Source organism: Pseudoalteromonas sp. Angola-7, from assembly GCF_028599255.1.
Taxonomy (GTDB): domain Bacteria; phylum Pseudomonadota; class Gammaproteobacteria; order Enterobacterales; family Alteromonadaceae; genus Pseudoalteromonas; species Pseudoalteromonas atlantica.
Genome location: NZ_JAQREL010000002.1, coordinates 152,539 through 168,346, shown reverse-complemented (window position 1 = coordinate 168,346; position 15,808 = coordinate 152,539). Strand labels below are relative to the sequence as shown.

Here is a 15,808-nt window from a genome sequence, read left to right as displayed (position 1 = left end):
TAATGAATAACTTAAACCCTAAAAAATTACTAAACAGTAAGTGGACTGCCACTCCAGCTATCAATAAAGAAAAACACTTTATCATTGTAGAAGTAGAATACGATGAAGAGGGTAATGTAATTGAATGCATTACCGAGTCGGTATTTTCTAAAAATCAGTACTCAATAAGCTGGCGAGATTTAAAAGACACACAAAAATGGCGTCAAGGCTGGAAGTAGTTAAATTGTTTTTATACCTTAAAAACGCCAATTTGTTATGCCCAACTAAATGCAATGCGCTCCCTTTTTAATCCCTGCCTTTTACTAAATTCGCCATTTGGCAACAAATGCCTGTTTTTTACAGGCTTGCCATGCTTTTAAAAAATAAACGCTAAATATTTTTTAAATATCAATATATTTCAATTGGTTATGTTTTAGGTTTTATGACGTTTAATTGTTTTAATTAAGCTGTTCAGCTTTAGTTTATTCTTAAACTTCCCCACATTATGTTTTTAGTTAGCTTTTAGCTCATGTGTGGCTTTTTTATAAATCATAAGCTGTTGATTATAATGGTTTATTTTAAGTAGCTCATCTAGCTGTTGCTAAAAAGCAACAAAAATACCTCTCGAAATTTAACCTTTTCATATACTTAGTGTATAACTCATTGTTTATTAATTGAAAATAAAACATGGCACTGAAGTTGTAATAGCTAAGCTGTATTAAGCAAAACGTGGGTAACGCCAATTGGCTACTCCCCTAACCCTATGAAGGATTTCATTATGAAAAAGGCACAATCAACATTGGTATTAATGGCTTTAGCCTCTTCATCAGCGGCTTTTGCAGTAACAGATTTTGACACACTCGATAAAGATGGCAGTGGCACATTAAGCCCGTTAGAAGCATCTGCTGATGCTGAATTAATGAGTCAGTTTACAAAACTTGATACTGACAAAAACAACGAGCTATCTAAGAGTGAGTTCGACAAAGCATAAGTGAGTGCTTTGAGTAGTTAACGCCCAGTGGCAGGTTAATTCTGAGTTGCCAAAGACAACCTAAGTAGGCAAGGGAGCTTACCATAAAGAATAACAAGGACAGTGTAATACACAGGGCATTTTATTATAAACGCATAGCGAAGGAATCGTTATGTAAAAGCGATACCCAACTTTGCTTGCAATAGCGCTGGTATTTTCTGGCACATTTGCAAAGTTTGACACCAACACAAACGGTAAACTTTTTAAAGCAGAGGTTTTACAAGCGTAGACGATTAATGCGCTGTGGTGTAAGCATAATTCTTAGTTGCCAAAGACAACCTAAATAGGCAAGGGAGCCTATTAAAAAGAATAACAAGGAAGTGAATTGTAACCACCTCAGTGCAAATTTATACAGGTAATGCATATTATTGAAGGATTACATTATGACTAAGCTGAAAACAACACTTGTACTTATCACCTTGGTGTCATCATCGGTGGTATTGGCAAATACAGAGTTTAAAACACCTATGCAAGGCGAAGGTAGTTTAACAAACCAAAGTGATCAATCAGCAGAACAAATAATGCAGCAATTAAATATGCAAAGCCGAAATGGTCTAACCGAAAACGATTTTTTTGAATACAAATAACCGATTCTCCCTTTATGGATCTCAGAAAAGGATTTCTTCCCCTTTGCTAGGCACTTAGCCTAAGGAAATGATTATGAAAAAATTTATCGCACTTCTAGCCCTTGCCTCTTCATCAGCGGCGTTTGCCGCGGTCGACTTTAACAGTTTTGATGCCAATGGCGATGGCGTAATTAGCAAAACAGAAGCACAAGCCAACGCACAGTTAGCACGGTTGTTTGATAAGCTCGATACAGATAAAAATGGTGAGCTTTCACAGCAAGAGTTTTCTAAAGTACAATAATTTTATGGCGTAGTTTTACGCGCTTAAAATTTATCAGGTCATACTCACAAAGCAGTTAAGTAACATTTACTTAGCTGCTTTTTTTGTGCATGGCGCAGGCATAACGGCTTTTTCACCAAATAGGTGCAAATGAGCGTATGTTAAAACCTTAACCTTATGAATAAAAACACTTTTTATACTTGGTTTTAAACTTGCTTAGTTAACGCTATAGCAATTGAGTGAGTACACAATTATGGCGCGAATGAGTTATATAAGTAGTGTTGAGCGCTACCATGAGTATGAGCAAGTAATACACAGCTTGCTTGACTCTATTTTAATGAGTATTGAAGATGGGCTTAACAAAAATCGAGATACACGTTTTTTAGTAAAGCAATATCCCTTTTTAGAGCTGCAATATTGTTTAAACGAATCTGGGCTTCAGCAAGGCAATAACGTTTGCTTTAAGCGTGCCTATAAAAAATTAGCCGAGCAAGGCAATCAGCAAGACTTAAGTGAGCGCCCTTACTTTTTACAATCTAAACAAACCGATTCGGTGTGCTTTACCGATCCGTATATTTCTATCGCAACTAACCATTTATGTATTTCGGCTATTAAAGAGTTAAAAAAGCCAATTAACCAGCAGCATTATTTAGTGTTAGACGTATGCTTAACCCAGTTAATTGAGTTTGTAATGGGAGACAGCGCGCGTGCCGGTATTTCGCCTTATTTTAAAGCGGGTTATGGGGTGATTGTGGCGTGTTTATTTACTTTGGTACTCTTTTTACTGAGCATAGTATTTAACGATATATATGCATTATTAACCCACTTTGACTCAGCGTCTGATCCCCTCGAGCCCTTTAGCATTATTATATATATTACTTTAGCGTTGGCCGTGTTTGATTTAGGAAAGACCATTCTCGAAGAAGAGATTTTAATGCATAAGGATATATTTAGGCACTCTTCTACACGGCGCACAATTACTCGGTTTATATCTACCGTGCTAATTGCAATATCTATTGAGGCGCTATTAACCATGTTTAAGGCAGCGTTGGGGCAGGCTGAATACTTATTACCGGCCATTGCGATGATGCTTGCGGTGGTAGGGCTTTTAATAGCCTTGGCTATTTATGTGTATTTAGGGGCCAAAGCCGAAACCTTACTAATGCGGGCGCGCTCAAAATTAAAATCCTCCAAGTAGGAGGATTTTAATGCGATTGGTATGATTATTATTTAGCTTTAAACTTTACCTGCTAATGCGGCTTATCTTGCTCGCGCTTTGCTTTAAAGTCTGAGTCACTCGTCCATGTAGGCCAATCGCCATTGTTAGCAAGCTGCGTGGCTATATCAACAATAAGCTCTATGTCTTGCTTTACGCCACCTAAGGACCACTGCGGCGAGTAATCGTCGGCTTCTTTATGGTATTTATGCGCAATGTAATCAGGGTCGGTATCGCCAAGGCTCATAAATAATAAACTCGGCACACCTTGCTTAGCTAAAGAAAAATGATCTGATCTAAAAAACAAACCGTTTTGCGGGCGAGGGTCCATTTTAACAAGGCGACCTTGAGCTTTTGCCGCGTTTGCTAGGTAGTTTTCTAGGGTGGATAAATCGTTACCGTATTGCAAAATGTAATCGGTGCCATCTAGCACGTTCATTCCGTCAATATTTAATAGCCCGACCATTTGTTTAGTGGGCACAACGCCACCGGTTGCAAACTCTTGCGAGCCAATGAGGCCAGTCTCTTCTGCGGTAAAATTAGCAAATAAAATAGAGCGTTTAAACAGTGTTTGCTGGTGGATTTGATTCATAATGCGGGCAATTTCAAGTGTGGCCGCTGTGCCAGAGGCATTATCCACTGCGCCGTTATAAATTTTAGGGCCGCTGTCGGTTTGCTTGGTACCAAAATGATCCCAATGAGCACCTATTACCACGTACTCATTAGGGGCGTCGCTTCCTGTAATTTGCGCAACTACGTTATGTGATTTGGCATGCGATACTTCGTTTTTAAATGAAAGGTTGGCTGTTAAATTAAGCGCTGTGGCTTTAAAGTCATCACTTAAAGCCTTTTGTTTTAAATTTTGGTAGTTAAGCTTTGCGGCATTAAAAATTTGCTCAGTAGTATTAAGTGTTAGCCAGCCCATAACTGGGAGCTTAGAAGCGTTTAGGTTATTGTCCATCAGGGTGTATTTAGTCCCTGTGTTTGAGCTTTCAACCACGCCCCAAGGGTAAGCCGCAGGGGCAGTTTCGTGTACAATAAATACCGCTTTGGCACCTTGGCGTGCGGCTTCTTCGTATTTGTAAGTCCAGCGGCCGTAGTAGGTCATAGCGTTACCTGTAAATAACGCATCGTTTTGTGTAGCAAAGCCAGGGTCGTTTACCAATACAATAACGGTTTTACCTTCAACATTAATGTTTTCGTAATCGTTCCAGTTGTATTCGGGGGCATTAATACCGTAGCCCACAAATACAATGTCAGAGTTTCGTACATCTATTACTGGCTGTAATTGCTCTGTACGGGCGGTAAAATCGTTACCTGCTTTAAACTTTAAGTCGCCCACCTGCAATTGCATATTTTGGTTGGCCGTGACCATTGCCATTTTTACCGGCTGTAAAAACTTGCCATTATACGCCCCAGTTAAACCCATAGCTTCGTATTGCTCGCTCAAGTAACCCACGGTTTTTACTTCACCATGAGTAAGTGGGCCGCGACCTTGAAAGTCATCAGAGGCTAGCGTTTTTATATGCTGTTTAACGTTATTTAGGCTTACGCCGGGCGTATTTTCTAAAGAAGAATGCTCGCTTGCAGGTTCAGAGCAACCAAAGAGAGCGACTAGCAGGCTTAGGCTAGCGCTTTTAAAAAAAGTAGAGGCCATAGTTTTCTGAATAGTTTTAAAAATTGGCTTTTAATATAAAGGAAGCACTGATGTGAGTCGAATATTTATCACCTTGCCAGTTCTATTTTTCAAAAATTGAAAATTGCCGGTGTAGGGTGTATAAATAATCGACAACAATAAATGGAGCACACACAATGAGCCAATCTAAAAAAAGCGGATACCTGTTTATAGGCAGCGGCGTAGCATTTTTTGCAGCAGCTTTGCTCGCACAGCAAGCGATGTTTTTTGCTTTAGCTGCATCTTTTGTAGTGTTAGGTACAATTAGTATAAAAAAAGCGGCTTAATAGCCGCTTATTTAATTAACACCTTGTAATAAATACCTTTAAAACACCTACCAAATTAGTTTTTCCACCATTTATGGGTTATTGCAGCGTCGGTAGGGGTAAATATTTGTCCAAACTCGGGTGTACTCAATGTTACGTTATTTATGTTGCTTGCAGCCGTTACTCGTTCAAATGGGTCAACCCAAGCATGAAACGCCAAGTCAAACGTACCGTTATGAATAGGCACTAAAGTTTTACCTTGTAAATCAATATGAGCTTGAACCGATTGCTCTGGTGTCATGTGTATATCGGCCCAATCTTTGTCGTAGGCGCCTGTCTCAATTAGGGTTAAATCAAAAGGACCGTACTTGTTACCAATTTCTTTAAAGCCTGCGAAATAACCCGAATCACCACTAAAATAAACACTTTGCTGGGAGGTTTTAATAACCCACGAACCCCAAAGTGTGTTGTTTGCATCACTTAATCCACGGCCCGAAAAATGCTGGGTAGGAGTAAAGGCAACTAATGCATGTTCGGTTTGTAACTCCTGCCACCAGTTAAATGTGCTAATTTTGTTTTCATTCACTCCCCACTTAACTAAATCGGTATCTACACCAAGTGGCACATAAAACTGCTTAGTTTTTGCAGACAGCTTTTTAATAGCTGACTTATCAAGGTGATCGTAATGGTTGTGCGAAATAAGCACCTTATCGATTGGTGGCAGTTCGCTAATACTAATAGGTAATTTAGAAAAGCGCTTTGGCCCTACAAAAGAAAAAGGAGATGCGCGCTCACTAAATACCGGATCGAGTAACCAGTATTCGCCATGCACTTTTAAAAGCACGCTAGAGTGGCCAAGTTTAATGACATGCACAGTATTATTTGCAAGGGAGTTAAGCATTTTTGCTGTAACACTTTTAATTGCAATGGGCTTTTTAGGTGTAATGTTGGTACGCTTTTCTGTTATGTAACGCCCTAAAATTCCGAGTGTTTTCTTAAAGCTATTCGGCTCAACCTGTTGATGATTATGAAATCTACCATTTTCGTAGTTATCTACATTAGGTGCTTCATTAACACCTTGCGCAACTATCTGTTTATTCACGCTACAACCTCCAAAAACAATGATGGCGATGATCACAACTACCCATTTTATAAATGTCATCGTTAAACCTTAAAGTAAACTAATGAGTGTAGTTTTTCATTGTTTTGATGGAAAGTAAACTATACAGTGCATTTTTTTATTGTTTAGTTAAAATGTAGCTATTAATAATTGCAGAGCCCATTATGAAATTATCAGAAAAAAAACGCATAAATATTCTTCAAGCAGCAGAGCATCTGTTTTTTGAAAAAGGTGTAGAGCACACTAGTATGGATCAAGTTGCTGCGAAAGCGGAGGCTTCTAAGCGAACTGTTTATAATCACTTTGCGACAAAAGAAGAGCTATTTCAGGCTATTTTAACGACTATGCTGGCTAAAATTAATCATGGTGATGTTATTTACTTTAATAAAAATCAACCAATTGATTTGCAGCTTACTGTTATTGCCGAGCAAGAAGTGGCTATGCTTACATCACCTGATTTTTTACGTTTAGCTAAAATTGCCTTTATGCAAATGCTACAAGAGCCGCAGCTAGCAAAGTCTTTAAGTAATAATACTATGGGGTGTATGACTTATTTAGAAGATTTTTTAGAGCAAGCTAGAACAGCAGGTGTTTTAAAAGGTGATGAGCTAAATATAGCTGCTAAACAGTTTGTGTATCAATTAAAATCGTTTGTGTTTTATCCGCTACTTTATGGGTTTGAAACAATAACAGAGCAGCAAAATAATAAAGTAATTGAACAAACAGTCAGCTTATTTCTGGCTAAATATAAAGCGTAAACTTAAAAGTAAAAAACCAGCATATAGCTGGTTTTAATCATATAGCAAGTAACTAATTACTCATCTGCGTATTTTACGCGAATTTTGCTTTTATCAACGCTTAATTGATTAAGTGCTTTAATAGCGCTTCTACTTTCTATGTCGTTTGGCATTTCTACAAAGGCAAAACCTTTTGATAAACCAGTGTCTTTATCAAGCACCAAGTTACAGGTAGTTACTTTACCGTGTGCTGCAAACAACGTGCGAAGGTCTTGCTCTGTGGTAGCGCGAGACAAATTACGAACTAATAATTTCATATATAACCTAAATAAGGGGTTCGCTGAGGATTATCTCAAGTAACTTGGCTTTAACCTAATTTTATTTTTACCCTTTTATTTAAAGTTGTTTTTCGCAAATAGCTCAGCTAACAATTATAAAGCCATACTGGTAATAAAGATCTAGTTATTAAAACAAATAATTGGTAAGTTATATTTTACTTTATTTACTTACCATTAACCTGGGCTGGTTGTTTATGTCAAAGTTTGGCTTGCGTATTTTAACTATTACTTCTGTTTGTTCTTTGGGTATTTTAGCTGTAGGGTGCGGCAGCTCAGGGTCAAAAAGTGAGCCTGTAAATGCATCGGTTGTAGCGCAAAGCGCCGCGGTGATTAGCGGTCAAACAGCTGTAAGTATTGAAAATACCTGCGATATAGCAATTTCAGGTGAACTGTCTATAACGGATGCACAAGCCAATGAGGCAGTATTTAAAACGCAAAGCAATAACACCACAGCTTATGGTTTATTTAGCTTAACTGAAGATGGTAATTGGTCATATACACTTAATGGCGAGCATGCCACTGTGAGTGCACTAAACGAGGGCGAAACCTTACTTGATGAGATAACCGTCACATCGGTAGATGGCACCGAAGCGACAGTGTCTATAAGCATTATAGGCACTGCAGGCCGTGATGATTTTATAGTAACGCAAGAAACAACCCTCAATGCCGATGGCGAAAACACAGGGCTAAGTGCTTATAGATTAATAGAAAATGCGTTTAGTGAAGGTGCAATTGAATCGCCTGATATGTATAGCGGGAATCATCAAGATGTTGTGCATATTATTGAAGATACTGACTCAACTGTAGGTAATCACTTTGTGTTTTTAGCACATCGTGATGAAGACCAAGATAAAGATAAGGGCGAAACTGACCGCCAGCGCAACGAAATAAAAGCCTTTGATAAATCGCCCGCCGCAACACTTGCCTTTAAAGACGAAACCGTACAATACAGTTGGAAGTTTAAAGTCTCTAGCGAGCTTGAGCTAAGTAGTAAATTCAGTCACTTTTTCCAAATAAAAGCCCGTAACGATAGCAACGACAATACCAATGGCAACGACGACCAACCTATTATTACGCTCTCTGGTGCACAAATAAACAGTACAGGTAATCAGCTGCAAGTACGTTATAGCGCAGGCTTTGATGAAAACGGTAACAGCACAGGGCTTGATAAAAACCTTATCGAAACCGATTGGTCACTTATTACTGATGAATGGGTAGCGGTATTTGTACAAGCCACTTTTAGTGAAGCGGGGCAATTTGAAATGACCCTAACCCGGTTAAGTGACAACGAAGAGCTATTTAGCATTAGCGAGCAAAACATAGATATGTGGCGTGGCTTTAGCGATGATGACTTTGCCCGTCCTAAATGGGGTATCTATCGTTCAATAGTCGAAACCGATAGCCTTCGCGCTGAAGAAGAGCAGGTACGGTTTGCTGATTTTGTGATTAAAAAAGGCGTTTTAGCGCAGTAAATATTTGCCTAGTTTTTTATCGTGGCTACTTACACGTTGTTGAATAATAGCCACTATGTGGCGGCGTATCCATTGCAAACCGGCATCGTTGTCTTGGCGCTTATGCCAAATAACAGAGACGGGCGTTGGCGGTGTATCAATAGGGCTTTTTAAAACCACGAGCTTATTGGTAAATATTTCCTGCTCAAGCGCTATTGAGGGAATGACACAAATAAGATCGGTATTTTTAAGAATATTAGGTACATTTGCCGCGTTATTTACCGTCATCGCTACTCGGCGTTTTAACCCTAATACTCTTAGTGCTTGATCAGATGGCCCTAAAATATCGCCCGTAATTGATACTAATAAATGATCTGTATTAGCAAAGTCAGTAATACTTAAAGGGGCATTAGCAAGCGGGTGGTCAGGGCGCATAAGTACAACATATTTAGGCTTTAATAAGTGCTCGGCTCTAATAACGTTTTCAGACAGGGTGTAGCGATTAATAGCCAGTTCGGCTTCGGCGTCTTTAAGTACATTGGCAGCCTCTACCGCCCGATTAGGGATTGCATGGATATTAATGCCTGGGGCCTGCTGCTCAATAATTTTACGAAGAGGCCCCCATATCATTTCTACAAATATATCAGCGGCAGAAATCCGAAAAGTGCGCTGCGCTGTCGCTGGGTTAAATTCACTTTGGTTTATAGCATGCTCTAATGATCCAAGTGGCCCCTGTATTTGCCCCCATAAATTGTTAGCAAATGCTGTAGGTTGAATATTTCGGCCATCTTTTATAAATAACTCTTCTCCCCACGCTGCGCGCATACGTGCAAGTGCATTAGATACCGCAGGTTGTGTCAGCGATAACTGCTCTGCTGCACGAGTGATACTGCCTTCAGTCATGATGGCATCAAAAATCATTAGTAAATTAAGCTCTTGAGGACGCATATAGCACCGTTATAAATTTTAAATGTAAGATTATTTTACATCATTTTTAGTGATGTGTTTTATACAATAATATAATTATTTTTATGCTTTAGTCGCGTTCATAATATAAGCAGATTTTAACACAACTCGTACAGCAAGAGAGTTAACCATGTCAGCTATATATAAATTTACATACACGTTTATTATTGCGCTATTGGCGATAATACTGGGTGCATGCAGCGATAAACCAAGTTCTATTCAAAGTAATGATGATTCTACGCTAGGGGTGGCCGTAGAAGTGGCCGAAGTAATAAGTCAGCGAATAACCGAGTGGGATAGCTTTACAGGGCGGCTAGAGTCGCCGCAAATAGTGTCTTTGCGTCCTCGCGTATCTGGTTATATTGAAGCGGCAGTATTTGAAGAGGGTGAGCTGGTAAATAAAGGCGACACCTTATTTTTAATTGATAGCCGCGAATTTAATACACAAGTAAACCGCCTAACAGCGCAACTTGATGAAGCAAAAAGCCGCTTAAAACTAGCAAAGCAAGATTTTAATCGAGCTAAAGAGCTATTTAAAAGTAAATCAATATCTAAAGAGTTATTAGAGACCCGAGGTGCAGAGGTTGACCAGGCAAATGCCTACGTAGCACAAAGTAATGCATCCCTTGAGCTTGCACAGCTAAACAAAACCTTTACACGCGTAGAAGCGCCTATTTCTGGGCGAGTGTCTCGTGCGTTAATTACCGAGGGCAACTATGTCAGTGCAGGGCAAACTGTAATGACCTCTATTGTCTCTACAGAGCAGGTTTATGCCTATTTTGATATTGATGAAGCAACATGGCTTAACTATCAACAAGAGCAGCTTGATAACAATCAACCTACCGCGTTACCTGTGGCGATGCGTTTAGCGAATGAGCAAGATTACCACCACTGGGGCAAGCTTGATTTTGTTGATAACCAAGTAAATACCCAAACCGGTACATTACGCGTGCGGGCTGTATTTAATAATCAAGACGGCGCGCTTTTACCTGGGTTATTCGCCCATTTAAAATTAGCAGGGGGTAATACTGAGCAAGGTATTTTAATTGCAGAGAAAGCCATTGGTACCGATTTAAATAATAAATACGTTTTAACGGTTGATGAGCAAAATAAAGTGCAATACCGCGCCATTACTTTAGGCGACAAAGTGAGTGAGCTACGAGTTATTAAACAAGGTTTAAAAAGCGGCGAACGCATAGTAGTTAATGGCTTGCAGCGCGTGCGCTCTGGCGTACTCATTAAGCCAGAATTAATTAATATGGCAAAGCAAAGTACTTTAAACGAGTTACAAGCATGGCAGCAAAAGGTTGATAATCAAAACCGCTTAGCTAATGCCGAGCCAACACTTGAAATAGGCATGTAATAATGAATTTTTCTCAGTTTTTTATTCACCGACCTATTTTTGCAGCGGTTTTATCTATTCTTATTTTTATAGGGGGTGCCATAGCCATATGGCAATTACCTATTACAGAATACCCAGATGTAGTACCCCCAACAGTTGTTGTTACAGCTAACTACCCAGGTGCCAATCCTAAGGTAATAGCCGAAACCGTGGCCACAGTGCTTGAACAAGAGATAAACGGCGTAGAAAACATGCTGTACCAGTCATCGCTTGCAAACTCTGCCGGCACCATGACATTAACAGTCACCTTTGCGATAGGGAGCGATCCTGACGAAGCAACTACCTTGGTACAAAATAGGGTAAATAGAGCAATACCTCGCCTACCAGAGGAAGTACAAAGGCTAGGTGTAGTCACCGAAAAGTCATCACCCAACCTTACCCTCGCGGTACACATAACTTCGCCTACAGGGCGATACGACAGTTTGTACCTGTCTAATTATAGCGATCAATTTATAAAAGATGAGCTAAAGCGCATTAATGGTGTGGGCCAAGTACGTGTATTTGGCGCAGGCGATTACAGTATGCGTGTGTGGCTAGAGCCTAACAAATTAGCGGCGCTCAATTTAAATCCAAGTGATGTAGTCAATGCTATTCGCTCGCAAAATCAGCAAGCTGCGGCAGGAAGCCTAGGCGCACAACCCATAGGCACCAGTGAGTTTCAATGGCTTATCAATGTAGAAGGGCGCTTAATAGAGCAAGATGAATTTGAAGAAATAATCGTAAAAACGGGCGATAACGGCGAAATTACACTGCTAAAAGATGTTGCTAGAGTAGAGCTAGGTGCAGATAGTTATACCCTTAGGCCACTTCTTAATAATGAATCCATTGCCGCTGTGCCTGTTTTTCAAGCGCCAGGCTCTAATGCATTACAAATTTCTGACGATGTGCGCGCTAAAATGGCTGAACTGTCGGCGCTATTTCCAGAGGGTATGAGCTATGAAATAGTGTATGACCCTACCGTATTTGTAAGGGGCTCTATTGAAGCCGTAGTCGATACATTATTTGAAGCGGTTTTATTAGTTGTGTTGGTCATTGTGCTGTTTTTACAAACATGGCGAGCATCTATTATTCCGCTGGTGGCAGTGCCAATTTCATTAGTGGGCACCTTTGCTTTTATGCACTTAATGGGGTTTTCACTTAATGCGTTGTCGTTATTTGGCTTGGTGTTAGCAATCGGTATTGTTGTTGATGATGCCATTGTTGTGGTCGAAAACGTTGAAAGAAACATCAGTGAGGGATTAAGCCCCATTGATGCAACCACTCAAGCAATGAAAGAAGTAACAGGGCCTATTATTGCCACTACTTTAGTGCTTGCTGCGGTGTTTATTCCTACTGCGTTTATGAGCGGTTTAACAGGGCAATTTTATCGTCAATTTGCTCTTACAATTACTATTTCAACAGTGCTTTCTGCCATTAACTCGCTTACGCTGAGCCCCGCGCTGGCTGCGTTATTACTCAAACCTCATGGGCAAGACAACGATTGGTTAAGCCGTGCCATTAATAAATTATTTGGCCGTTGGTTATTTGCGCCTTTTAACAAAATGTTCGATAAAGCCTCGGGTAAATACACAGGAGCCGTTGGCCGAATAGTGCATAAGGGCGGCATAATTGGTGTGCTATACGTTGGTTTACTGGCCTTAACGTGGCAGCAGTTTGAAAATACGCCAACAGGGTATGTTCCGCCGCAGGATAAAATGTATCTCGTCGCTTTTGCGCAATTACCTAATGCAGCATCGCTAGATCGCTCTGAAGCGGTGGTTCGCCAAATGTCAGAGATAATCAGGGCGCACCCAGGCGTTAGTGACGCCGTCGCCTTTGCAGGTTTAAGCATTAATGGTTTATCTATAAACCCAAGTTCGGGGATGATGTTTACACCGTTAGAGCCGTTTTCAAAGAGGCAGGGCCCGCGCATGTCGGCAGCTGAAATAGCGGAAGATTTAAATAAACAACTTAGTCAAATAAAAGGCGCTAATGTTGCTATATTTCCGCCTCCTCCAGTAAGGGGAATGGGCACTATTGGTGGCTTTAGGCTGCAGCTTGAAGATAGAGGTTCATTAGGGTTTGACACCTTGCAGCAAGTAACAAATGAAGTAATTGCTAAGGCTAAAGCCGATCCCGCTCTTGCTAATGCGTTTACCAGTTTTACAACCGACGTACCGCAGCTAGATGTAAAGGTAGACCGTAAAAAGGCACTAAGCTTAGGGCTTGAAATAAACACCTTGTTTGAAACGATGCAAGGCTATTTGGGCACAGTTTATGTGAACGACTTTAATTTATTTGGTCGCACGTATCAGGTAAATGTGCAGGCAGATGCACCCTACAGGGAAGATGTAGAGCAAATTAAGCAATTAAAAGTGCGCAATAAAAATGGCGATATGATCCCCCTTGGCGCAGTGCTTAGTATTGAGCATAGTTTAGGGCCAGATAGAGTAATGCATTATAACGGCTATGTTACGGCTGAGGTTAACGGCGTACCCGCACCAGGGTATAGCTCTGACCAAGCTAAAGCCGCAATAGAAAAAATACTCGATGAAACACTGCCAATGGGTATTGCGTATGAGTGGACTGACATAACCTATCAGCAAATTTTAGCGGGCGATACTTCAATGTATGTATTTCCACTTATTGTATTGCTTGTATTTTTGGTTTTAGCAGCGCAGTACGAAAGCTTACGTTTGCCGGTCGCTATTATTTTAATTGTGCCTATGACATTGCTAAGTGCGCTGATTGGTGTGGCTATTTATGGTGGTGATAATAATATTTTCACCCAAATTGGCCTAATCGTGTTGTTTGGACTTGCCACTAAAAACGCTATTTTAATTGTTGAGTTTGCAAAAGAGCTGCAAGATACCGGTATGGATGCATTTAATGCCATTAAAGAGGCGAGCCGGTTGCGATTACGCCCAATATTAATGACCTCAATAGCATTTATTATGGGGGTTGTACCTATGGTGTTTTCATCGGGAGCAGGCTCTGAAATGCGCCAAGCTATGGGCGTTGCGGTATTTTCTGGCATGATAGGCGTAACGGTATTTGGCTTAATACTTACACCTGTGTTTTATTATATACTTAAACGCAGTGGTAAAAATTAAACCGACAAAAAAGCCCTTAGCAACTTAATTGCTAAGGGCTTTTTTAATGCGTTTTAAAAAGTAATTATTTTACTTCTTTACCTGCAGCTTGTTGGTCAGCGTGATAGCTTGAACGAACAAATGGGCCAGAGGCAGCATGCGTAAAGCCAATTTCATCAGCGTATTCTTTCAGTGCGTCAAATTCCGCTGGTGGCACGTAACGTTTAACTGGCAAGTGATGCTTAGAAGGCTGTAAGTATTGGCCAACGGTAAGCATGTCAACGTTATGCGCACGTAGGTCACGTAATACTTCTTCTATTTCACTAATTTCTTCACCTAGGCCAACCATTAAGCCAGACTTAGTTTTTACCTCTGGGTGCGCTTCTTTAAAGCGACGAAGTAATTCTAACGACCATTTATAATCGGCACCCGGGCGCGCAAGCTTGTACAAACGCGGGGCAGTTTCTAGATTGTGATTAAACACATCAGGTGGTGTTTCAATTAAAATTTCCAGTGCGCGGTCCATGCGACCACGAAAATCTGGCACTAAAATCTCAATAGTAATGGTTGGGTTGTGCTTACGGATTTCGCGAATACAATCGGCAAAATGCTGTGCGCCGCCATCACGTAAATCATCACGGTCAACCGAGGTAATAACCACGTAGCTAAGCTTCATGTCTTTAATTGTCAGTGCAAGCTTTTCAGGCTCTGCTGCATCAGGTTTTAATGGGCGACCATGGGCAACATCACAAAATGGGCAACGACGAGTACAAATAGCACCTAAAATCATAAAGGTAGCAGTACCGTGGTTAAAACACTCAGAAAGGTTAGGGCATGACGCCTCTTCACATACTGAGTGTAAGCCGTGCTTACGCATAGCTTGTTTTATACCGTCGATACGCTCGGTAGATTTTGGTAAGCGAATTTTAAGCCACTCTGGCTTGCGCAACATTTCAGTTTTTTCTGTAGGTAAAACTTTAACGGGGATCAACGCCATTTTTTCTGCGTCGCGTAGTTTTACACCTGGTTCCATTTTGACTGGTTTATTCATTCGTTTTCAAACCCTTCAGTATGCTTAACCTGTGTTGCATTAAGCTTCTTTATCATGTGTTTTACCAGCCCTTCACCTGCTTGTGCTAAGTTTTGAGGGCCGTTTAATTCTTTCGTTTGCACCATGTTCATGCCGGCATAACCACACGGGTTGATGCGTAAAAACGGGCTTAAGTCCATGTTAACATTTAATGCTAATCCATGAAACGAGCAACCACGACGAACACGTAATCCTAATGATGCAATTTTACTGTCGTTTACGTACACACCGGGTGCATCGGCTTTTGCGTAGGCTTTAATATCATACTCATTAAGGGTATCAATAATGCACTCTTCAAGCCAAGTAACAAGCTCGCGAACACCAATTTTTAGGCGGCGCAAGTTAAATAATACATACATCATTTGTTGGCCGGGGCCATGGTAAGTAACTTGCCCGCCACGGTCCACCTTTATGACTTCTATGTCACCAGGGGCGAGTAAATGCTCATCTTTACCAGCTTGGCCTTGTGTAAATACACTCTCGTGCTCTACAAGCCAAATTTCATCTGGCGAGCTGTCGTCACGGGTGTCGGTGTAGGCTTGCATTTTTTGCCAAATTGGCATGTAACGCTGACGGCCTAGTTGGCGTACGATTAAAGTGTTTTCGTTCACAACAAGTCTC

Annotated in this window: 16 protein-coding genes; 10 read left to right on the top strand and 6 right to left on the bottom strand. The window is 40.7% G+C overall.

The window, feature by feature from the left end:
- Positions 1-2: 2 nt before the first annotated feature.
- The 5 genes from PSH50_RS03355 (at position 3) to PSH50_RS03335 (ending at position 3,053) form a co-directional block, all read left to right on the top strand.
- The gene (locus PSH50_RS03355; protein ID WP_138684554.1) at positions 3-218 is read left to right on the top strand and encodes a TIGR02450 family Trp-rich protein; all 216 of its coding nucleotides are present in this window, start codon (positions 3-5) and stop codon (positions 216-218) included.
- Positions 219-757: 539 nt separating this feature from the next.
- Positions 758-970 carry a calmodulin-like protein gene (locus PSH50_RS03350; protein ID WP_004585903.1) on the top strand — a complete coding sequence of 71 codons (213 nt, stop codon included), beginning with the start codon at positions 758-760 and terminating at the stop codon, positions 968-970.
- Positions 971-1,392: 422 nt separating this feature from the next.
- The gene (locus PSH50_RS03345) at positions 1,393-1,596 is read left to right on the top strand and encodes a calmodulin (RefSeq protein ID WP_273609261.1); all 204 of its coding nucleotides are present in this window, start codon (positions 1,393-1,395) and stop codon (positions 1,594-1,596) included.
- 73 nt (positions 1,597-1,669) lie between these two features.
- The gene (locus tag PSH50_RS03340; protein ID WP_029772194.1) at positions 1,670-1,876 is read left to right on the top strand and encodes an EF-hand domain-containing protein; all 207 of its coding nucleotides are present in this window, start codon (positions 1,670-1,672) and stop codon (positions 1,874-1,876) included.
- 232 nt (positions 1,877-2,108) lie between these two features.
- Positions 2,109-3,053: an EAL-associated domain-containing protein gene (locus PSH50_RS03335; protein WP_054982213.1), complete on the top strand. Its 945-nt coding sequence runs from the start codon at positions 2,109-2,111 to the stop codon at positions 3,051-3,053.
- A 52-nt stretch (positions 3,054-3,105) separates the two neighbouring features.
- Here the strand turns inward: PSH50_RS03335 and PSH50_RS03330 are convergent, their stop codons facing one another.
- Entirely contained in the window at positions 3,106-4,728 is a 1,623-nt protein-coding gene (locus PSH50_RS03330; RefSeq protein WP_273609260.1) for a M28 family metallopeptidase, read from the bottom strand.
- 155 nt (positions 4,729-4,883) lie between these two features.
- On the opposite strand from PSH50_RS03330, the gene PSH50_RS03325 reads away from it, so the two are divergent.
- Positions 4,884-5,033, top strand: coding sequence for a hypothetical protein (locus PSH50_RS03325; RefSeq protein ID WP_024033773.1), 150 nt, complete (start codon positions 4,884-4,886; stop codon positions 5,031-5,033).
- Positions 5,034-5,088: 55 nt separating this feature from the next.
- Here PSH50_RS03325 and PSH50_RS03320 read toward each other — a convergent pair whose 3' ends face one another.
- Positions 5,089-6,174, bottom strand: a complete 1,086-nt coding sequence (locus PSH50_RS03320; RefSeq protein WP_096042014.1) for an MBL fold metallo-hydrolase — start codon at positions 6,172-6,174, stop codon at positions 5,089-5,091.
- A 122-nt stretch (positions 6,175-6,296) separates the two neighbouring features.
- Here PSH50_RS03320 and PSH50_RS03315 point away from each other — a divergent pair, with 122 nt between their 5' ends.
- A complete protein-coding gene (locus PSH50_RS03315) occupies positions 6,297-6,890 on the top strand; it encodes a TetR/AcrR family transcriptional regulator (RefSeq protein ID WP_273609259.1) in 594 nt (197 codons plus the stop codon).
- A 56-nt stretch (positions 6,891-6,946) separates the two neighbouring features.
- Here PSH50_RS03315 and PSH50_RS03310 read toward each other — a convergent pair whose 3' ends face one another.
- Positions 6,947-7,186, bottom strand: a complete 240-nt coding sequence (locus PSH50_RS03310; protein WP_024033770.1) for an RNA recognition motif family protein — start codon at positions 7,184-7,186, stop codon at positions 6,947-6,949.
- Positions 7,187-7,401: 215 nt separating this feature from the next.
- Between PSH50_RS03310 and PSH50_RS03305 the strand changes: the two genes are divergently transcribed.
- Positions 7,402-8,679, top strand: a complete 1,278-nt coding sequence (locus PSH50_RS03305) for a VCBS domain-containing protein (protein ID WP_273609258.1) — start codon at positions 7,402-7,404, stop codon at positions 8,677-8,679.
- On the opposite strand, the gene PSH50_RS03300 is transcribed toward PSH50_RS03305, so the two are convergent.
- Complete coding sequence (locus PSH50_RS03300) at positions 8,668-9,606, bottom strand: LysR family transcriptional regulator (protein ID WP_024033768.1); 939 nt, start codon at positions 9,604-9,606, stop codon at positions 8,668-8,670. The genes PSH50_RS03305 and PSH50_RS03300 overlap by 12 nt on opposite strands.
- 148 nt (positions 9,607-9,754) lie before the next feature.
- Here PSH50_RS03300 and PSH50_RS03295 point away from each other — a divergent pair, with 148 nt between their 5' ends.
- Positions 9,755-10,987: an efflux RND transporter periplasmic adaptor subunit gene (locus tag PSH50_RS03295; protein WP_273586150.1), complete on the top strand. Its 1,233-nt coding sequence runs from the start codon at positions 9,755-9,757 to the stop codon at positions 10,985-10,987.
- Between the two features lie 2 nt (positions 10,988-10,989).
- The gene (locus tag PSH50_RS03290) at positions 10,990-14,118 is read left to right on the top strand and encodes an efflux RND transporter permease subunit (RefSeq protein ID WP_273586149.1); all 3,129 of its coding nucleotides are present in this window, start codon (positions 10,990-10,992) and stop codon (positions 14,116-14,118) included.
- A 64-nt stretch (positions 14,119-14,182) separates the two neighbouring features.
- Here the strand turns inward: PSH50_RS03290 and lipA are convergent, their stop codons facing one another.
- A complete protein-coding gene (gene lipA, locus PSH50_RS03285; protein ID WP_004585911.1) occupies positions 14,183-15,148 on the bottom strand; it encodes a lipoyl synthase in 966 nt (321 codons plus the stop codon).
- A complete protein-coding gene (gene lipB, locus PSH50_RS03280; protein WP_004585912.1) occupies positions 15,145-15,798 on the bottom strand; it encodes a lipoyl(octanoyl) transferase LipB in 654 nt (217 codons plus the stop codon). Before lipB ends, lipA begins: the two co-directional genes overlap by 4 nt.
- Between the last annotated feature and the right edge of the window lie 10 nt (positions 15,799-15,808).

Coding starts and splice junctions, on each gene's coding strand:
- PSH50_RS03300 (WP_024033768.1), bottom strand. CDS start 9,606: ATGCGTCCTCAAGAGCTTAATTTACTAATGATTTTTGATGCCATCATG.
- PSH50_RS03290 (WP_273586149.1), top strand. CDS start 10,990: ATGAATTTTTCTCAGTTTTTTATTCACCGACCTATTTTTGCAGCGGTT.
- PSH50_RS03310 (WP_024033770.1), bottom strand. CDS start 7,186: ATGAAATTATTAGTTCGTAATTTGTCTCGCGCTACCACAGAGCAAGAC.
- PSH50_RS03315 (WP_273609259.1), top strand. CDS start 6,297: ATGAAATTATCAGAAAAAAAACGCATAAATATTCTTCAAGCAGCAGAG.
- lipA (WP_004585911.1), bottom strand. CDS start 15,148: ATGAATAAACCAGTCAAAATGGAACCAGGTGTAAAACTACGCGACGCA.
- PSH50_RS03330 (WP_273609260.1), bottom strand. CDS start 4,728: ATGGCCTCTACTTTTTTTAAAAGCGCTAGCCTAAGCCTGCTAGTCGCT.
- PSH50_RS03305 (WP_273609258.1), top strand. CDS start 7,402: ATGTCAAAGTTTGGCTTGCGTATTTTAACTATTACTTCTGTTTGTTCT.
- PSH50_RS03345 (WP_273609261.1), top strand. CDS start 1,393: ATGACTAAGCTGAAAACAACACTTGTACTTATCACCTTGGTGTCATCA.
- PSH50_RS03340 (WP_029772194.1), top strand. CDS start 1,670: ATGAAAAAATTTATCGCACTTCTAGCCCTTGCCTCTTCATCAGCGGCG.
- PSH50_RS03295 (WP_273586150.1), top strand. CDS start 9,755: ATGTCAGCTATATATAAATTTACATACACGTTTATTATTGCGCTATTG.
- PSH50_RS03320 (WP_096042014.1), bottom strand. CDS start 6,174: ATGACATTTATAAAATGGGTAGTTGTGATCATCGCCATCATTGTTTTT.
- PSH50_RS03335 (WP_054982213.1), top strand. CDS start 2,109: ATGGCGCGAATGAGTTATATAAGTAGTGTTGAGCGCTACCATGAGTAT.
- PSH50_RS03350 (WP_004585903.1), top strand. CDS start 758: ATGAAAAAGGCACAATCAACATTGGTATTAATGGCTTTAGCCTCTTCA.
- PSH50_RS03325 (WP_024033773.1), top strand. CDS start 4,884: ATGAGCCAATCTAAAAAAAGCGGATACCTGTTTATAGGCAGCGGCGTA.
- PSH50_RS03355 (WP_138684554.1), top strand. CDS start 3: ATGAATAACTTAAACCCTAAAAAATTACTAAACAGTAAGTGGACTGCC.